Source organism: Flagellimonas flava, from assembly GCF_050617915.1.
In the GTDB taxonomy this organism is placed as follows: domain Bacteria; phylum Bacteroidota; class Bacteroidia; order Flavobacteriales; family Flavobacteriaceae; genus Flagellimonas; species Flagellimonas flava_A.
On record NZ_JBODQE010000001.1, the window covers coordinates 437,433 to 456,746 of the forward strand.

Below are 19,314 nucleotides of genomic sequence, written 5' to 3' on the forward strand. Positions count from 1 at the left end.
TTTCATCAATGTATTAATCAACAAAACAGAACAATCATGACATTTAAAACAGATACGCTTACCTCAGGTAGGCCAACCAAAATATGGCCTAAAAAATTTTTGGATAAATCCATTGAAGTTTGGTTTACAGTCGCTGTATTAGGCCAGTGGGTATTTGCCTTTTACGTAGCCTCATTCTACGGAGGAGCTGCCATAGACGGAGATTTTATGCGTTGGAACAGGGTTTTACCTCACGGTTATGTGGAAGGTGAGACCATGGGCAATACAGCTGTGGCCATACACTTGCTTTTTGCCGTCATCGTAATGGTCGGCGGCCCCATGCAGTTCATTCCAAAACTCAGGAATTATTTTCCTCGCTTTCATCGTTGGAACGGACGATTTTACATTGGGGCTGCTTTTTTGATCAGTTTGAGTGGAATTTACATGGTTATCACCAAGGGTACCATTAGTGGTTTGGTTGGTGATATAAGCGTAAGCCTAAATGGGGTACTTATCTTGACCTTTGCCCTAATGGCTCTAAGAACAGCCATGAAGCGAAATTTTGTGGTACACCGAAAATGGGCACTAAGATTGTTCCTAACCATGGCTGGGGTATGGTTCTTTAGAATAGGCCTGATGTTCTGGCTTTTTGTTCACGGACGTCCAGTAGGTTTTGACCCCGAAACCTTCCGCGGGCCGTTCCTTGTTTTCCTAGGTTTTGCCCAATATCTACTTCCTTTGGCGGTGTTGGAACTTTACTTTTTGGCACAGAAGAACAAGTCCCAAGGAGCCAAGATTGCCATGTCCATTGGCATGATAATCCTGACTCTTATAACGGCTTTAGGGACTTTTGCGGCTACCATGGGTATGTGGATACCGCGGATTAGCTGAATCTCTATTTGCTGAGGTACATCTTTCTTCGGGAGTACAGGTTGTAGAAATCATCATCTTTTAGACTATCTATAAAGAGGATGCTCTCTCCTGTACTCTTCATTTCAGGCCCCAAGTTCTTATTCACATTAGGGAACTTGTTGAACGAAAACACCGGTTGTTTGATCGCATAGCCATCCAAATGGGGTTTGAAATCAAAGTCTTTGACCTTATTTTCCCCCAGCATTACCTTGGTGGCATAGTTCACATACGGTTCTCCATAAGCTTTAGCTATAAATGGAACAGTACGGGATGCCCTCGGATTTGCTTCAATGATGTACACGATATCGTCCTTGATGGCAAATTGGATGTTGATCAGTCCCACTGTTTTTAGGGCCAAAGCTATCTTCTTGGTGTGATCCTTTATTTGTTGCATGACAAATTCGCCAAGATTAAAAGGAGGCAAGGTAGCGTTGGAATCCCCAGAGTGGATTCCACAGGGCTCTATATGCTCCATGATCCCGATGATGTAGACTTCTTCGCCATCACAAATGGCATCTGCCTCCGCTTCAATGGCTCCATCCAAATAATGATCTAATAAAAGTTTATTGTTGGGAATGCTGCGGAGCAAATCCACCACATGCGCTTCCAACTCTTCCTTATTGATCACAATCTTCATTCCCTGTCCACCCAAAACATAGGACGGACGTACCAAAAGTGGGAAGTTCAATTCATCTGCAAGTTCCAAGGCTTCATCGGCGGTTTCCGCTACACCAAATCGGGGGTAAGGAATGTCATTTTCCTTCAATAAAGTCGAAAAGCTTCCCCTGTCCTCTGCCAAGTCCAAGGATTTAAAACTGGTACCGATGATGTTAATGCCATAGCGATCCAACTTTTCAGCCAGCTTCAAAGCGGTCTGCCCACCAAGCTGCACGATGACTCCCTCCGGTTTTTCATGAAGAATAATATCATAGATATGTTCCCAGAAAACGGGTTCAAAATAGAGCTTGTCAGCAGTATCAAAATCTGTGGATACAGTCTCAGGGTTACAATTGATCATGATGGTTTCATAATCACATTCGGCTGCTGCCAAAACCCCGTGTACACAGCAGTAGTCAAATTCTATCCCCTGCCCTATCCTATTGGGCCCCGAACCTAGGACCACAATCTTTCTTCTATCCGTTACCTCGCTATCGTTGGCCACAAAACGGGTTCCATCCGCGGTCTCAATTTCTTCCTCAAAGGTGGAGTAGTAATATGGGGTCATTGCCTTGAACTCCGCTGCACAGGTATCCACAAGTTTATAGACCCTATTTATTTTCAGGGCCATTCTCTTTTTATGGACTTCACTTTCGTAGCAATCCAACATATGGGCTATCTGGCGATCCGCAAAACCTTTTTGTTTGGCCTCCAACAAGAGGGATTTGGGAAGACTCTCCACCGTATATTTTGATATCTCCATTTCCAAGTAATGAAGTTCCTCGTACTGCTTAAGGAACCACATATCTATCTTGGTGATATCATGGATAGTCTTCAGCGGAATCCCCAACTGGATGGCATCATAGAGTACGAAGACCCGATCCCAGCTGGGCACCTTAAGTTTTTGGATAATTTTGTCGTAGTCCTTATAACCCTTACCATCTGCTCCAAGGCCATTTCGCTTGATTTCAAGTGATTGTGTGGCTTTGTGCAAGGCTTCTTGGAATGATCTACCGATACCCATGACCTCCCCTACGGACTTCATCTGAAGCCCCAAAGTCCGATCAGAACCTTCAAATTTGTCAAAGTTCCATCTTGGGATTTTTACGATAACGTAGTCCAAAGTGGGTTCAAACAATGCCGAGGTGGATTTGGTAATTTGATTGTCCAATTCATCCAAACTGTAACCAATGGCCAGTTTGGTGGCAATTTTCGCAATGGGATATCCTGTTGCTTTGGAAGCCAATGCAGAAGAACGGGATACCCTAGGGTTAATCTCAATGGCAATAATATCTTCCTTTTCATCAGGACTCACTGCAAATTGTACGTTACATCCACCAGCGAAATCCCCAATGCTGCGCATCATATGGATGGCCATATCACGCATACGTTGGAATGTCCTATCGGATAAGGTCATTGCTGGGGCCACAGTAATGGAATCTCCCGTGTGAATACCCATCGGATCCATGTTTTCAATGGTACAAATAATGACTACGTTGTCATTTTTATCCCGAAGTAACTCCAATTCGTATTCTTTCCATCCCATCAAGGCCTTGTCAATCATTACTTCGTGGATAGGTGAAACTTCCAATCCATGGCTCAATTGGGTATCAAAATCTTCAGGGTCATAAACAATGGATGCCCCTGCTCCACCCAAAGTAAAGGATGCTCGTATTACCAAGGGAAATCCAAATTCCTGGGCAATTTCCTTTCCTTTGAGAAAGGAAGTAGCAGATGCCTGGGGAGGCATTCCTATTCCTATCTTGAGCATCAATTCCCTAAACTTCTCACGATCTTCGGTGATATTGATGGCGTCGATATCGACACCAATAATCTCCACTCCAAAATCTTCCCAAATACCCTTCTCATCTGCTTCAATACATAAATTCAGGGCCGTTTGTCCTCCCATAGTGGGTAGTACTGCATCAATATTGGGGTGGTTTTTTAAAATCTCAATAATTGATTTGGTGTTCAAGGGTTTCAGGTACACATGATCCGCCATGGCGGGATCCGTCATGATCGTAGCAGGGTTGCTATTGATCAAGATGGTTTCTATACCATCCTCGCGAAGGGATCTTAAGGATTGGGAACCGGAATAATCAAACTCACATGCCTGGCCAATAATGATAGGGCCAGAACCAATAATCAAAATGGATTTTAAATCTTTTCTTTTAGGCATTCTATAGGGTGTTACTCGTTTTCTTTTTTGATAGTCCAAAAAAAAGGTGCTACTTGGAAAAGTAACACCTTTAATTTAAAACTAAAATATAGTCATTATTTTTTATGTCTTGGCTCAGATGAAACAGATAATTTCTTTCTTCCCTTAGCTCTTCTTCTTGCAAGAACTTTTCTACCATTGGCAGTCGCCATGCGTTCTCTAAAACCATGCTTGTTTCTTCTCTTCCTCTTTGACGGCTGATACGTTCTTTTCATTTCGGAACTCTTTTAATGGATTTTGTTGCTGGGAGATAAAACTACCCTAAAAATTCTGGGCGCAAATATACGAAGAGTTTTTACTTTGGCAAGTGCAAAAAGAAAATATTTAAATTAGTTTTTAGTACTTTTGCCTCCTCTTGAAACCGACTTAAAATCCGAACAAAATATGTTCCATAAAAATATAAAATTAGTCATTGCCGCCTTAATAGTAGGGTACTCAGGGTACCAGTTTGCCGAGGGATATATTGGCAACGGCATTTCCTTGATCCTACTTTCCTTGGTGTTTATTTTTCTGTATTTCAGAAATGAATTCATTCTTATGGCTTTTCTTCGGATGCGAAAACAAGACATGGAAGGCACTCAAAAATGGCTGGGTAAAATCAAAAATCCAGAGGCAGCTTTGATCAAGAAACAACAAGGCTACTACAACTACCTGCACGGCATTATTTATTCCCAAAAGAACTTGACCCAGGCAGAAAAGTATTTCAAAAAAGCCCTAAAACTAGGTTTGACCATGGATTATGATGTTGCCATGGCCAAGTTAAGTCTTGCTGGGATTTCCATGCAAAAGCGCAGAAAGAGGGAAGCCACTCAGTTGTTGCAAGAAGCAAAGAAATTGGACAAGAACAATATGCTTACGGAGCAGATCAAGATGATGCAACAACAGATGAAGAAAATCTAGTTGTAAATTCCAAATCACAAACTTCAATTTCCAAATACCCCTCTTCCATCTTTGGAATGTGGTGCTTGAAATTTGAACTTTGGACGATTATTCCCCCGCACTAATATTTCGGTAGTACCCCTTGTTCGGAATCTCAATCACATATTTTTTACGCGAATCATTGTTCAGATGGGGCTCACGCAACCAGGGGTTATGTCTTTTTAGGATTTTGTAATTGATTTCGTAAAGCTTGGCAAAGTCTGCCCAGCTGGTCACCGCGGTATCTACCTGCACGGAAAAAGTCGGTACCGTTTTATAAAAATCTTCCTGCCCCACATCAAAACCGTACTTGTCAGGATTGGAAAGAATCTCCTTGAGGGCCAAAATCCGGAACACGTAGCGTCCGGTCTCCTGTCCTAACAGAAGATCATAGTAATTGTCCACTTTTTGGATATTCATATACTTCTGCACACCTGCAGGACCAGCGTTGTATGAGGCCGCTGTCAAGGTCCAGGTACCAAAGCGTTTTTTCCATTTGTTGATGTACTCACAAGCCGCTTGAGTGGATTTCTCAATATGGTATCGTTCATCCACATTGGAGTTTACCTCTAACCCATATTCCCTGCCTGTGGCTCGCATAAAGTGCCACATGCCCGCTGCTCCTTTGGGTGAGGCCACATCAATCAGGGCACTCTCCGCAACTGCCAAATATTTAAAGTCGTCTGGAATTCCATTTTTTGCCAAAATGGGTTCTATAATGGGAAAATACTTATTCGCCCTTTTCATCAACAATAAAGCATTGGACTGCCAATAGGTGTTGACCAAAAACTCACGATCTACCCGTTCCATAACTTCGGGGTCATCCAACGGAACTGCTTCCCCTGCAAAATTCAAGTCTTCTGGGATTTCGATGGCACTGATCCGATATCCTTCCGCCACATTCTTGTCATTTGCAACACCTTGTTCCCCGGTTTTGGCCTGAACAAAATCCCCAGGTTTGGACTGCACCGCGAAAATCAAACTTCCTACCACAACCACTAGTCCAATTATGGCCAGTATGTTTTTAACATGCTTCATAAATTACCTCATTTGTTTGGTTAAAGATACTATATAGAACTTCCTTCTTCTAAAATAATTGCGGGAAGATGCTCATTAAACCATCTTGCCCGATGGATTATCATGGTATGTGTTCCATTTTTAACTGTGATGCAATCCTTGATTTTTTCAATGGGAAATACGGCATCTTTGTCTCCATGTATATGGACAAGATTGGGAACCGGTGCGGGTGGATACCAATTGACAATATTGTCTATAGCCCAATCTATATACCTTTTATCCCTAACGGACAAATAGGTTTCATAAAGATCGAGCCGTTTGGTAGCCCGTTCCCCAAACGCATATCTAGCCAATAATTCCACATTGTTGACCAGTCCAGTTGGTAATAGTTTATGTGCCTTGGTATACTTGGCAAACAGCATTTTTTTTGGCAATTCATGCTGATGTTTTACCGCAGAGACCACTATGGTCTTCCTTACCTTGATATGCTGGGCCATTTCCTGAACCAATAGTCCTCCGAAGGAAACTCCCAACAAAACAGGATTTTCATGTTGAACTTGAACCACCATTTTTTTTGCGTAATCCGCTAGGGACATTCCCTTATCTGGAACAAACCACTCCAGCCTATGCAGGGTGAAGGTTTCCGGAGGTAATTTTATCCCATCAAAAATAGAAGGATTGGCTGCCATACCAGGCATCAGATACAAGTGGATTTTGGAACGGGGCATTTTTCCCTAATATCAATTGGGCTAGGAAATTAACAAATTTTTGACTAATTTTGTGTCCCTTTTGCAATAGGCCCCGCTCATTTTTGAACAATTAACCAAAAGGGACGATTTTAAATTACCGCTTTGGTAATGTGCTGTGTCAATTTTAAAACAATACTATATGACAGAAATGGAAATTAATGACAATAGTTTCTTACGCCAATTTGAAACTAGGGTTGATGGCCATTTGGCTAAAATTGAGTACTCCTCACAAGAACGCAAAGTATTTTTGACCAAATTGGTCATTCCTGAGGAAATTACTCAAGAAGGTTTTAAAGAAACATTCATTAAGGCCGTTTTGCATGAAATTCAAGAGAAAAACCTCAGAGTGGTACCCACAAGTCCACACATTGCAGGTTTCTTAAGAAAGAACAGACAGTACAAAGAGATGCTTCCGGTAGGAATCCGCATCTAACCCAAAAAACACAAAACGAGTTGAAGACCTCTCATTATGAGAGGTTTTTTTATGCCAAAATCTTTTCAGTAACAAACTCAAACCTGACCAAACCGTCTTCATCAATCTGGGTCAGTTCCACTTGATGCAGCGTGTTTACCAATTCGGGATTCCAAGGCGCCTTTACCTTCACATAATTTTCCGTGAATCCATGTATGTAGCCTGATTTGTTCTCACCCTCAAACAAGACTGCTCGGGTGCTTCCCAATTGACTTTCATAAAACGCCCGGCGTTTTTTGGCAGAAAGTCCTCGAAGCATTTTGCTTCGCTTGGACCTAACATTTTTGGGGACAGCATTCCCCATTTCAGCCGCAAGGGTGTTATCCCTTTCGGAATAGGTGAAAACGTGCAAGTAAGAAATATCCAATTCATTCAAGAAGTGGTAGGTTTCCAAGAAGTGTTCCTCTGTTTCTCCTGGAAAACCAACAATAACATCCACTCCAATACAAGCATGGGGCATGACTTGTTTTATACGCTGCACCCTATCCACATATAGATTGGACAGGTAACGACGACGCATCTTTTTAAGAATCTCATCACTCCCACTTTGCAATGGTATATGAAAATGAGGGACAAAGGAATTGCTCTTTGATACAAAATCGATGGTTTCGTTCTTCAAAAGATTGGGTTCGATGGAAGAAATACGAAGGCGGTGAATACCATCTACTTGATCTAGTGCTTTCACCAACTCAAAGAATGTATGTTCATGCTTTTTGTTCCCAAATTCTCCCTTTCCGTAATCCCCTATGTTTACGCCGGTCAACACAATTTCCTTGATGCCTTTGGAGGCAATTTCGGCAGCATTGGACAAAACATTTTCCAGCGTATCGCTTCGCGAGATTCCTCTTGCCAATGGGATGGTACAATAAGTACACTTGTAGTCACAGCCATCCTGAACCTTCAAAAATGCGCGGGTCCTATCCCCAATGGCGTAACTACCCACATAAAAATCAGCATCTTCAATCTCACAGGAATGCACTTCTCCCTGCTCATTTTTGGTAAGGTCGTTAATGTAATCAGTGATCTTAAATTTTTCCGTTGCACCCAAAACTAAATCCACTCCATCAACCTCGGCCAATTGCTCAGGTTTCAATTGCGCATAGCATCCCACAGCAGCCACAAAGGCCTCTGGATTACTTTTTTGGGCTTGTTTTACAATGGTCTTAAAGCGTTTGTCCGCATTTTCGGTGACAGAGCAGGTGTTGATCACATAAATGTCTGCCTTCTCATCAAAGTCCACACGGTCAAAGTCCTCCTTTTCAAAACTTCTGGCTATGGTAGAGGTTTCGGAGAAATTAAGCTTACAACCCAAGGTATAAAAAGCAACTTTTTTGCGCATTGACCCTTCTTAAATTTTGGGCTGCAAAGATAGTGATTCGTTGGGACTTAGGTTGTTCTGGATGTATTCCAATTTTTGAATGGTTTTTAAAAAAGAATAAGTGATTCCCATAACAAAATCCCAGCAAAACTGTATTGCATAATACCCAAAACTTGGACTATTTTAGTTGACTGCATAAAAACCCTCCAAAATTGCACTCATGAAGAACCTATGGCTCTTTGCATTCATCTTATTTCTTTCACCAATTTCCGCCCAAGAAAAGACGGACATCAAATGGTGGAATCCGGCCGAACATGAGTTCCCAGTGATTTCAGGCCAAGCCTGGCCCAATGAGGTGGAATCCCACTTCCACAGACTTCCTGCCCGTGCAGAACAAAACGTTAGAAAAGCGGTTTGGAACTTATCAAAACAAGCAGCTGGCCTATCCATCAGGTTTTGGAGCAACGCCAAAAACATTCGAGTAAAATATACACTTAAGGGAGGCCTCTCTTTACCCCATATGCCTGCCACAGGGGTCAGCGGATTGGATTTGTACGGTAAAACACCTCACGGGGACTGGATACGCCATTGGGGGTTCTACTCCTTGGATAAGGAAAGTAGCTATACCTTCACCATTGATTCGGATACGGAGACCTACTATCAATACGGTCGGGAATATCAGCTCTTTTTGCCGCTTTACAATGAAATAGAAAGTTTGGAAATCGGAATAGAGGATGGTTCCTTTTTGAATCCGCTTCCCATAAGAAAAGAGAAGCCCATTGTAGCCTATGGCACATCCATTTGCCAAGGAGCGTGCGCCTCCCGACCTGGAATGGCATGGACCAATATATTGGAACGTAAACTGGATAGGTCTATCATCAATCTTGGCTTTTCTGGGAATGGCAGACTGGAACCCGAACTCATTGATTTGATGACCGAAATTGACGCCAAACTATATATCCTGGATTGTCTTCCCAACCTGAGTCCAAACCGCGATAATACCCAACTACTGGTATTGAATGCCGTAAAAAGACTCAAGGAGAAAAGACCCCATACCCCAATAATTCTGACAGCACATGTGGGCTACGCCGATGATTTTACCAACCAAGAAAACAAAGACCGATATGGACCTCTAAATGAAGACCTCGAGAACGCATTCAATCAGTTAAAATCTGAGGGGTATACGGATATTTTCTTGTTGGCGAAGGACTCTATCGGCCTAGGGTTTGATTCTTTTGTGGATATCATTCATCCCAATGATTATGGGATGCTACAATATGCGGATGCTTATGAACAACTGATTCGTGAAATTCTGAATGAACACAAAGGGGAAATTTCCACCACCATCCCCAAAACACAAAGTAGGGATATAGCGGTGTATCAATGGGAAAACAGGCACCAAGCCATTCTTGAAGGCAACAGGCAAAACCCACCCAAAATATGTCTTTTTGGGGATTCTATTATCAATTTTTGGGGAGGGGAACCTATATCCAGTATTGCCAACGGAGCAGATTCTTGGGAAGGAATGTTGTCCCCACTTGGTATTCGGAATTTTGGATACGGGTGGGACCGTATTGAAAATGTGTTATGGCGGGTACAGCATGGTGAGTTGGACGGGTTTGAGGCCGAAAGCATTATTCTCATGATTGGCACCAACAACCTCCATCTGAATACAGATTCTGAGATTGTTTCCGGTTTACAAAATTTGATACAGGCCATAAAAATCCGTCAACCTAAAAGTCAACTACATCTTATAGGGATATTGCCAAGAACTAAAAAAGAGGCTAGGGTCAAGGAAATTAACCTGAAAATTGCCGAATTGGCCCAATTGGAAAGCATCCCATATGCCGATATTGGAAGCCCACTATTATTAGAGAATAGGACTTTAAACGAGTCTCTATTTACCGATGGCCTTCACCCAAATGCCGAAGGCTATAGATTGCTTGCCAAACAGTTGGTCTCGCAACTTCAAAAGGTTTCGGAATAATTATAGCAGGGTATAATGGCCATGAATGCATAGCCATTTCCCATTTTCTTTTACAAAAATTCGGGTGGACTTACCACGGGAGGCAAAGGGTTCACCATTGGTAATACCCTTATCCCTCCAATAATAGGTAATCCAAGCCACATTGCCCTTAATGGTCACTTGAGGTTCGTCCATTTCGGTATGTATGCCTTCTGAATCCTTTACCCAAGCTGCAACTCCCTTAACTTCTGTCTCCTTCCCCACTCTGAGGATTGAATCTGTTTCCCCAAATTGGGTAAAATCCTGATGTACATAGGTTGCGTAGAGTTCAACATCGCCTTTTTCAATGGCATCCCACATGGATACCAATGTGGATTTTATAGCTTCCTTCTCTTCTTCAACTGTTATGACAACATCTTCCTCAAGCTTTTTTTCAGGAATACAGCTTATCAAAAGAAAACTGGCTATGATAAGGTTTGTAAATGGTTTCATTTTGAATTTGGTTTAAGGCATTTTAACAAAGTAAGCAAAAGTTACCCCCTTTATCTGTTCCTATCCTTCATAAAATTTCATTCTTTTTCCATTAACTTCGTGAACCTAGCTGCAAAATTCCAATCAATAGATAATTTTTGAACATGCACAAGATTGTCCTTACCCTGTCCCTGCTTCTTTTACTTGTAGGTTGCAACACCAAATCCTCTGATAAGAAGACAGCAACAGATACGCTCCCCAAAATAGCCATCGCAGGAATTGCTATTGAATCCAGTACCTTCTCTCCTGCTGTCACATTGGAGGATGCTTTTCATGCCAAAACCGGAGATGATGTCTTTTCCCTTTATCCATTCATGTCCAAAGATTCGCTCTCCAGAAAACGTGCCCATTGGTTTCCAACCCTAAAAGGTCACGCGTTGCCGGGCGGTATCGTAACCAAGGAAACCTACGAATCCTTGGTGGGCAAAACTTTGGAAATGCTCAAGGAAAATGCCCCTTATGACGGGCTCTTTTTTGACATTCATGGGGCTATGAGTGTCGAAGGTTTGGATGACCCCGAAGGGGACTTAATTGCCCAAATTAGGGAAGTAGTAGGATACGAAACGCTTATATCCACCTGCATGGATCTGCATGGCAATGTTTCACAAAGGCTTGCAGAACAAACCGATTTAATAACCTGCTATCGTATGGCACCACACGAAGATGCCATGGAATCCAAAAAAAGGGCGGTAGTGAATCTTCTGGATAGATTGGAAAGTAATCGAGGAAAGCCTGCCTACAAAGCTTGGATTCCAGTTCCTATACTTTTACCGGGGGAGATGACGAGTACCCGTGTTGAACCTGGAAAAAGTCTCTACGCCAAGGTTGCCCCAATTGCTGCTCAGGAAGGTATTGTGGATGCCGCTATATGGGTAGGATATGCCTGGGCTGACGAACCTAGAAATCATGCCGTGGTGATGGTAACTGGGGACGACAGGGACAAAGTAACCCAAGGTGCTGAACAACTGGCCAACAGTTTTTGGGAGGCTAGAAATGCCTTTGAGTTTGTGGCACCGACCACAACTTTGGAAGAAAGCTTAAAAAAAGCACTGTCCAGCAAGGAGAAACCCTTTATCATCAGTGATATGGGAGATAACCCAACTGCAGGAGGCGCCGGTGATGTTACCTGGACTTTGAGAGAGTTATTGGCTAGACCAGAATTTTCTTCCCCCAATGGCCCTAGTTTGATTTATGCCTCCATTCCTGGCCCAGATCTGGTGCAAAAAGCAGTGGAATTGGGTGTGGGAGAAAAAATAACAGCATTGGCAGGAGCCCAGGTGGACAGCCGTTTTTCACCTCCCATTGAACTTTCGGGAACTATAGAGGCAATCAAACACGGGGATAGGCATGCAGAAACGGAAGTGGTAGTGAAAGTAGGAAGTATTTCAGTAATCGTTACCAAAAAAAGGAAGCCTTACCACCGGGAAAGTGACTTTACCAATTTGGGATTGAATCCTAGAAACTCCGATATCCTAGTCGTGAAAATTGGGTATTTGGTACCTGAACTTTATAATATGAGAGGAGATTGGATCATGGCTCTTACTCCTGGAGGGGTAGATCAAGATTTGGAGCGCTTGGGGTACCAGCGAATCAATAGGCCCATGTTTCCATTGGATAAGGAAATGGAAGATCCCAATCTAAAGGCCCAACTCATTCCTCAATCTGGTAGTACAAAATAACAGACCTTAAATATCAAGTATTAAATTGAGGTGAATCAATAATTCCGCCATTTTTTGGTCAGTTCAAAGACATGCTCCAAAATACGGGCTTCCACATCATCAAATTCGCTCCCTCTCCTGGCCATCATAACCTTGGCGGCTTCAAATGCCCTTTTGGGCATATAAGTAGAAAAGCCTGAAGCTCCTCCCCAGCTAAAGCTTGGAATGAAATTCCTAGGAAATCCAGGAACATAAATGTTGGAGTTTACGCCAATTACAGTTCCTGTATTGAACATGGTATTGATGGCGGTCTTGCTATGGTCTCCCATCATCAACCCACAAAACTGAAGTCCTGTATGGTCAAACTTTTGTGTCTCATAATTCCACATCCGAACTTTGGCATAGTTGTTCTTAAGGTTGGAGTTGTTGGAATCCGCCCCAATATTGCACCATTCCCCTAAAACAGCATTCCCTAAATATCCTTCATGACCTTTACTGGAGTATCCAAAAATTACAGAATTGCTGATTTCACCGCACACCTTTCCATGGGGGCCAACAGTAGTAGGCCCATATATCTTGGCTCCCATCTTTACCACAGCTTTTTCGCAAAGTGCAAAACCACCACGAATCAGCGCACCTTCCCATACTTCAGCGTGGGCTCCGATGTAAATGGGGCCATTGGAAGCATTCAGGATACTGTATTCCACGCTCGCCCCCTCTTCCAAGAAAATGTTTTCAGGACTGATGAGTTGATTGGTATCCGAAATTGGGGCACTTTTCCTTCCCTCGGTGATGAAATCATAATCGGCCTGGAGAGCCTCCCCATTTTTGGAAAAAATATCCCAAGTAAAATCTACTGTGATAAGTTCTCCCTCATACGTTTTCATTTTGTAAATGGAAAAATCCGGCTCCGAATTGGGGTCGGAGGTATAATAGGCCACAACCTTGTCCCCATATTGAATCGCCTCATTTGCTGAAAGGGCACTTACCATTTCAGACAGACCTTGGTCGGGTACGATGGCTCCATCTATGACCACGTTTTCCTTTGCGGAAACCATGGGGTACTTCTCGGACAGATATTCCTCTGTCTTAAAACTTAGCTTGGTTTTGAGTCTTCGTTCCCATTTTTCCGTAATGGTCAATATGCCAATTCGTATTTCGGCTACGGGTCTTGTAAATGTAAAGGGAAGTAGTGCGGTCCTTCTTGGGCCATCGGCCAGGATATAGTTCATACTGGTTGTTTCTAGGTGTAAAAATAAAAAACGCCCCTGATTAAAAATCAAGGGCGCCTTATCTATTTATCAAGAAGTTGACTACTCAGCCTTCTCTTCTTTGTTGAATTTTTTGTATTTGTTCTTGAACTTGTCAATTCTACCAGCGGTATCCACCAACTTGGTCTTACCAGTATAATACGGATGTGAAGTTCTGGAGATTTCCAATTTTACCAAAGGATACTCAACACCGTCCACGGTAATGGTTTCTTTGGCATCAGCAGTAGACTTTGTTATGAATACATCGTCATTGGACATATCTTTAAAAGCTACCAATCTATAATTTTCTGGGTGTATACCTTTTCTCATCGCCTTAAAAACTTATTCTCAGAATTTTCGAGCTGCAAATTTAATGATTTCTTTTAGAATCCCAACCCAAAAACATTAAAAAAGAAAAAATCTACCTTTAACTGTAACAAAACCTTAACAAAGGTCACTAACAGACAGCTATCAATCTAAAATAATTTTTTAAAATGGAAGAAAATCAACCAAAAGTGGGAACGTTTTCCCGCAATTATGGAATAATACTGGGATTAGCATCCATAGTATTTGGTGTAATGTTATACACACAGAACCTTCATTACGAAATGAGCACTCCGGTAATTGTTGTTTCCACGATAATTACAGCAATAATAATATTTGTTGGAACAATGAATTTCAAAAAGGCCAATGGAGGATATCTTAAAATTGTTGAAGCCCTAAAATTGGGAGTAGGCATCGCTCTGGTTTCAGCTATTTTATCTTTGATATACCAATACCTTTTAATCAATTTCATTGAGCCTGATTTCATGGACAAAGCATTTGAAATAGCAAAGTCCGCAGCTTTTGAAAAAAATCCTCGCCTAACCGAAGAACAATGGCAACAGGGCGTTGAAATGCAAAAGAAGTTAGGATGGATTAGATATCCTATTGGGTTAATCATAAGCTGCATCATTGGATTGGTATTAGGCTTAATTACAGGTTTGATTCTCAAAAAAAACAAACCTGCCTACTAACACAAAAAATGCTACTTTTGAAGGGAAATCCAGAAAGAAACAATGCAGATTTCCATTGTAATCCCTTTACTTAACGAGCAAGAATCACTTATAGAACTCCATGATTGGATTGTACAGGTTATGCAATCCAATCATTTTTTGTACGAGATTATTTTTATTGATGATGGCAGTGTGGATGGTTCATGGAATACCATTCGTTCGCTATCCGAAAAAAATGAAAACGTCAAAGGGATTCGGTTTTTGAAAAACTATGGGAAATCCCAGGCCCTGCATGCCGGTTTTGAAGCTGCCGAAGGAGAGGTTGTCATTACCATGGATGCGGATTTGCAAGACAATCCGGAAGAAATCCCCGAATTGTATAACCTCATCAAGCAAGACAATTATCACATTGTCTCTGGCTGGAAAAAGAAACGCTACGATTCCATAATCACCAAGAACATCCCGTCCAAGCTGTTCAATTGGGCGGCAAGAAGGACTTCAGGGGTCAAACTCCATGATTTTAACTGTGGTCTCAAGGCCTTCAACAAAGACGTGGTCAAAAACATCGAGGTTTCTGGAGAAATGCATCGGTACATACCAGTACTTGCCAAGAATGCCGGTTTTTCCAATATTACCGAAAAGGTGGTACAGCATCAGGCTAGAAAATATGGGAGTACCAAGTTTGGTGCGGAACGTTTTGTAAATGGGTTTTTGGATTTGATCACCATTTGGTTCGTCTCCAAATTTGGCCGACAACCCATGCATCTTTTTGGCGCCTTGGGTGTAATTATGTTTGTGGTAGGTTTTGGTTTTTCCATCTATCTGGGAATAGACAAACTCTTTTTAAACCCCACTGGCCGCTTGATAACCGACCGACCCCAGTTTTATATTGCCCTGGTGGCCATGGTCATCGGAACCCAGTTGTTTTTAGCTGGTTTTTTGGGTGAAATAATGGTTCGCTCCAGAAAAAATGATACCCGATATACCATCTCCAAGAAAATTAACATTTAACCGAGGCCAATTTCATATTCTTTGTACTTTTAACACGAAGAAAATTACATTATTTCATGGATTCCATCACCGCAAATGCCAAGACTTGGCTTACCGATTTTTTTGACGCAGATACCAAAAAGGAAGTTCAACACCTTATAGAAAACGATACCGAAGAATTAAAGGAACGTTTTTACAAGGATTTGGAATTTGGAACCGGGGGAATGCGTGGAGTCATGGGGGTTGGAACCAACCGAATCAACAAATACACCTTGGGTAAAAACACCCAGGGACTCAGCAATTATTTAAAAAAAGTTCATGGCAACAACGAAATCAAAGTTGTGATTGCCTATGATTGCCGTCACAATTCGGACACTTTGTCCAAAACAGTATCTGAGGTTTTCGCTGCGAATGGAATCCAAGTTTATTTATTCTCTGAATTACGAACTACGCCGGAACTTTCTTTTGCAGTAAGACATTTGGGCTGTCAAGCGGGAATTGTTCTAACGGCTTCCCACAATCCGCCTGAATACAATGGGTACAAAGTATACTGGGCAGATGGAGGTCAAATTGTACCACCACAGGATGGCGAAATCATAGCTGAAATAGATTCACTTTCTTTTGAGGATATAAAGTTTGAGGCCGATGCTGGGCTTATTCAACTTATAGATAAAGAAGTGGATGAGGCTTTCTTTGAAGCTTCGGTAAGCAAAGGCAGTTTTGGCGCCAAGGGAAAGGATGACTTCAAGATTGTGTTCACCTCCTTGCACGGCACTTCCATTACCGCAATTCCCGAGGTGTTGAAAAGAGCGGGCTATAACAACGTTACCATTATAGAAGAACAGGCCAAACCCGATGGGGCATTCCCTACTGTGGAGTCTCCAAATCCGGAAGAACCTGCCGCTTTGGCCATGGCCATTGAAAAGGCAGAAGCCATTGGAGCCGATATGGTAGTGGGCACCGACCCTGACAGTGATCGCTTGGGGATAGCCGTTAAAAACTTGGAAGGTAAAATTGAATTGCTCAATGGCAACCAGACCATGATCATGATGACCAAGTTTTTGTTGGACAAATTCAAGGACAACGGATTGCAGGGCAACGAGTTTGTAGCTTCTACCATTGTATCCACACCCATGATGCAGCAAATGGCAAAAGCCTATGGGGTGGAATGCAAGACCTCCCTGACCGGATTTAAGTGGATTGGCAAAATGATCAAGGACTTCCCGGATTCCCAATTTATTGGTGGAGGAGAAGAGAGTTTTGGGTATATGGTAGGCGATTTTGTTCGGGATAAGGACGCCGTTACCTCTACCCTACTGGCCTGCGAAATAGCTTCTGATGCCAAAGCCAGTGGCAGCTCTTTTTATGAAGAATTGATCAACTGCTACGTAAGTTTTGGTTTTTATAAGGAGAAACTGATTTCCCTGACCAAAAAAGGAATCAGCGGCGCTGAGGAAATCAAGCAAATGCTGATTGATTTCAAGGAAAATCCAGTGGATTCCGTTCAAGGTTCCAAAGTGGTTTGGATTGAGGATTATAATACTTCAACTGCCAAAAATGTACAAACTGGGGAGGAAAAGGCCATTGACCTGCCAAAATCGAATGTTTTGATCTACGAAACCGAAGATGGCACACGAATTGCCGCAAGACCTAGCGGAACAGAGCCCAAGGTGAAGTTTTACATGAGCACCAACGCCACATTGCAGAATGCCGCGGATTATAAATCCGTAAATTCGCAGTTGGATGCCAAACTGGAGGGCATCGTTTCCGAATTGAACTTGTAGTTAATGAATTATTTTAAAAAGATTCTCCGTTTTGCGGTTCCCTATCGCAAATACGGTTTTCTCAATATTTTCTTTAATATCCTTTATGCGCTTTTTAGTGCGCTTTCCTTTGCGGCCTTGATTCCCATGTTGGATGTGCTTTTCAAGCCCAACGAAAAGGTGCTTGTGGAGCCAGTTTATACTGGAATGGGTGGTTTAAAGGATTATCTCCAGGATTACATCAACTATCGGGTCACCGCTTATTCTGGGGATGATGATATGAAAGGACTTATTTTGGTCATTGGACTGGTGCTGGTGTTATTTCTTTTGAAGAACGCTTTCAATTATCTGGCCATGTTCTTTATCACCTTTCTTAGGAATGGGGTACTAAAGGACATTCGGAACAAAATGTACCAGAAAATTGTGGATTTGCCCATTTCCTATTTTTCGGAAAAACGCAAAGGGGATGTTATAGCCAGAATCACTTCGGATGTTTTGGAGATTCAGCACTCTTTCCTATCCATTTTGGAGTTGATTGTTAGGGAACCTTTGACCATCCTGTTTACCATTTTGATTATGTTCGGCATTAGCGCCAAACTCACCATTTTTGTGTTCATTTTCATCCCTATTGCAGGCATGATCATTTCCCGAATTGGAAAATCGCTAAAGCGAAAATCGGATAAAGTACAGCGCGAGCAAGGTGAGTTTTTGTCCATTGTGGAGGAAACTTTGGGTGGTTTGCGGGTCATCAAGGCCTTTAACTCTGAATCTAGATTTTTCAATACGTTCAAAAAATCCACAAATCGCTTTTTTAGGTTTTCCAACTCCCTTTTGAACCGGCAAAACCTAGCCTCGCCAACTGGTGAATTTTTAGGCATATTGGTTATTGGCGTGCTGCTATGGTTTGGAGGTAAGATGGTCTTGGTGGATAAAACCCTGGATCCCTCCTCTTTTATAGCCTATATGGGACTGGCATATAATATTCTAACCCCTGCAAAGGCCATTAGCAAGGCTTCCTACGGCGTTAGAAAGGGAAATGCCGCCGCAGAACGGGTATTGGAAGTTCTGGAATCTGAAAATCCAATTGCGGACAGTCAAAACGCCATAGAAAAAACAGATTTTTCCAAGCGCATATCCCTCAAGGAGGTTTCCTTTAAGTATGAAGATGATTATGTGCTGGAAAACTTCAATCTGGATGTCAAAAAAGGGCATACGGTAGCCTTGGTTGGGCAATCCGGAAGTGGGAAAAGTACGATTGCCAATTTGGTCACCCGTTTTTACGACGTGAACGAAGGTGAAATCAACATTGACGGAACCAATATCAAAGACATTTCCAAAAAATCCCTTCGCGGACTTATGGGATTGGTGACGCAGGATTCTATCTTGTTCAATGATACCGTTAAAAACAATATTGGTCTGGGCAAGGAAGCTGCTACCGATGAAGAAATTATGGAAGCTGCCAAAGTGGCCAATGCCCATGACTTTATTATGGAACTCCCCAATGGCTATGATACAAACATTGGAGATAGCGGTAATAAATTAAGTGGCGGTCAAAAACAACGGTTGTCCATAGCAAGGGCGGTGTTGAAAAACCCTCCCATCATGATTTTGGACGAGGCCACTTCCGCCTTGGACACGGAGAGCGAGAAGCTCGTTCAGGATGCACTGGAAAAAATGATGCAAAACCGTACCTCCATTGTCATTGCGCATCGGCTGTCCACCATCCAAAATGCAGATTCCATAGTAGTCCTCAGCAAAGGAAAAATTGTGGAGCAAGGTACCCATGAAGAACTGATGAAGTCGCAAAAAGGGTACAAAAAGCTAGTGGAAATGCAGACGCTTGGGTAAGTTCAAGTGCAAGCTCAAAATTCCAAATTCCAAATTCCAAATTCCAAAAATCTAAGAATCCAAAAACGAACAC

General features: G+C 42.3%; 17 protein-coding genes. 9 read left to right on the forward strand and 8 right to left on the reverse strand.

Annotation, left to right across the window (positions count from 1 at the left end):
* Window positions 1-36 precede the first annotated feature (36 nt).
* Entirely contained in the window at window positions 37-870 is an 834-nt protein-coding gene (locus ACRHOZ_RS02035) for a DUF2306 domain-containing protein (RefSeq protein ID WP_431121782.1), read from the forward strand.
* Window positions 871-874: 4 nt separating this feature from the next.
* Here the strand turns inward: ACRHOZ_RS02035 and carB are convergent, their stop codons facing one another.
* A complete protein-coding gene (carB, locus tag ACRHOZ_RS02040; RefSeq protein WP_431121785.1) occupies window positions 875-3,727 on the reverse strand; it encodes a carbamoyl-phosphate synthase large subunit in 2,853 nt (950 codons plus the stop codon).
* Window positions 3,728-3,822: 95 nt separating this feature from the next.
* Window positions 3,823-3,981 (reverse strand): 50S ribosomal protein L34, encoded by a 159-nt coding sequence (rpmH, locus tag ACRHOZ_RS02045; protein ID WP_084598129.1) that lies wholly within the window; start codon window positions 3,979-3,981, stop codon window positions 3,823-3,825.
* Window positions 3,982-4,150: 169 nt separating this feature from the next.
* Here rpmH and ACRHOZ_RS02050 point away from each other — a divergent pair, with 169 nt between their 5' ends.
* A complete protein-coding gene (locus ACRHOZ_RS02050; RefSeq protein ID WP_422348323.1) occupies window positions 4,151-4,666 on the forward strand; it encodes a DUF2892 domain-containing protein in 516 nt (171 codons plus the stop codon).
* Between the two features lie 87 nt (window positions 4,667-4,753).
* Here ACRHOZ_RS02050 and ACRHOZ_RS02055 read toward each other — a convergent pair whose 3' ends face one another.
* Both ACRHOZ_RS02055 and ACRHOZ_RS02060 read right to left on the reverse strand, forming a co-directional pair.
* Window positions 4,754-5,722, reverse strand: a complete 969-nt coding sequence (locus tag ACRHOZ_RS02055) for a lytic transglycosylase domain-containing protein (protein ID WP_431121787.1) — start codon at window positions 5,720-5,722, stop codon at window positions 4,754-4,756.
* A 29-nt stretch (window positions 5,723-5,751) separates the two neighbouring features.
* Complete coding sequence (locus ACRHOZ_RS02060) at window positions 5,752-6,429, reverse strand: alpha/beta fold hydrolase (RefSeq protein WP_431121790.1); 678 nt, start codon at window positions 6,427-6,429, stop codon at window positions 5,752-5,754.
* 160 nt (window positions 6,430-6,589) lie between these two features.
* Between ACRHOZ_RS02060 and ACRHOZ_RS02065 the strand changes: the two genes are divergently transcribed.
* Window positions 6,590-6,883 carry a GNAT family N-acetyltransferase gene (locus ACRHOZ_RS02065; protein WP_073176257.1) on the forward strand — a complete coding sequence of 98 codons (294 nt, stop codon included), beginning with the start codon at window positions 6,590-6,592 and terminating at the stop codon, window positions 6,881-6,883.
* A 49-nt stretch (window positions 6,884-6,932) separates the two neighbouring features.
* Here ACRHOZ_RS02065 and mtaB read toward each other — a convergent pair whose 3' ends face one another.
* A complete protein-coding gene (gene mtaB, locus ACRHOZ_RS02070) occupies window positions 6,933-8,261 on the reverse strand; it encodes a tRNA (N(6)-L-threonylcarbamoyladenosine(37)-C(2))-methylthiotransferase MtaB (protein ID WP_431121793.1) in 1,329 nt (442 codons plus the stop codon).
* Window positions 8,262-8,460: 199 nt separating this feature from the next.
* Here mtaB and ACRHOZ_RS02075 point away from each other — a divergent pair, with 199 nt between their 5' ends.
* A complete protein-coding gene (locus ACRHOZ_RS02075; protein ID WP_431121796.1) occupies window positions 8,461-10,227 on the forward strand; it encodes an SGNH/GDSL hydrolase family protein in 1,767 nt (588 codons plus the stop codon).
* Here ACRHOZ_RS02075 and ACRHOZ_RS02080 read toward each other — a convergent pair whose 3' ends face one another.
* The gene (locus ACRHOZ_RS02080) at window positions 10,228-10,698 is read right to left on the reverse strand and encodes a YybH family protein (protein ID WP_431121799.1); all 471 of its coding nucleotides are present in this window, start codon (window positions 10,696-10,698) and stop codon (window positions 10,228-10,230) included.
* A gap of 143 nt (window positions 10,699-10,841) precedes the next feature.
* Here ACRHOZ_RS02080 and ACRHOZ_RS02085 point away from each other — a divergent pair, with 143 nt between their 5' ends.
* Window positions 10,842-12,416 carry a M81 family metallopeptidase gene (locus tag ACRHOZ_RS02085; RefSeq protein WP_431121802.1) on the forward strand — a complete coding sequence of 525 codons (1,575 nt, stop codon included), beginning with the start codon at window positions 10,842-10,844 and terminating at the stop codon, window positions 12,414-12,416.
* Window positions 12,417-12,451: 35 nt separating this feature from the next.
* Here ACRHOZ_RS02085 and ACRHOZ_RS02090 read toward each other — a convergent pair whose 3' ends face one another.
* Window positions 12,452-13,627: a GlmU family protein gene (locus tag ACRHOZ_RS02090; RefSeq protein ID WP_431121804.1), complete on the reverse strand. Its 1,176-nt coding sequence runs from the start codon at window positions 13,625-13,627 to the stop codon at window positions 12,452-12,454.
* A gap of 81 nt (window positions 13,628-13,708) precedes the next feature.
* A complete protein-coding gene (locus tag ACRHOZ_RS02095) occupies window positions 13,709-13,975 on the reverse strand; it encodes a type B 50S ribosomal protein L31 (protein ID WP_420400085.1) in 267 nt (88 codons plus the stop codon).
* A 164-nt stretch (window positions 13,976-14,139) separates the two neighbouring features.
* Between ACRHOZ_RS02095 and ACRHOZ_RS02100 the strand changes: the two genes are divergently transcribed.
* Genes ACRHOZ_RS02100 through ACRHOZ_RS02115 form a run of 4 tightly spaced genes read left to right on the forward strand, consistent with a single transcriptional unit; the run spans window position 14,140 to window position 19,241 of the window.
* The gene (locus ACRHOZ_RS02100; RefSeq protein WP_422348330.1) at window positions 14,140-14,661 is read left to right on the forward strand and encodes a DUF4199 domain-containing protein; all 522 of its coding nucleotides are present in this window, start codon (window positions 14,140-14,142) and stop codon (window positions 14,659-14,661) included.
* 42 nt (window positions 14,662-14,703) lie between these two features.
* The gene (locus ACRHOZ_RS02105) at window positions 14,704-15,651 is read left to right on the forward strand and encodes a glycosyltransferase family 2 protein (protein WP_431121807.1); all 948 of its coding nucleotides are present in this window, start codon (window positions 14,704-14,706) and stop codon (window positions 15,649-15,651) included.
* A gap of 56 nt (window positions 15,652-15,707) precedes the next feature.
* On the forward strand, window positions 15,708-17,414 hold the full coding sequence (locus ACRHOZ_RS02110) for a phospho-sugar mutase (RefSeq protein ID WP_431121809.1): 1,707 nt from the start codon (window positions 15,708-15,710) through the stop codon (window positions 17,412-17,414).
* A gap of 3 nt (window positions 17,415-17,417) precedes the next feature.
* The gene (locus ACRHOZ_RS02115) at window positions 17,418-19,241 is read left to right on the forward strand and encodes an ABC transporter ATP-binding protein (protein WP_431121811.1); all 1,824 of its coding nucleotides are present in this window, start codon (window positions 17,418-17,420) and stop codon (window positions 19,239-19,241) included.
* Window positions 19,242-19,314: the final 73 nt, after the last annotated feature.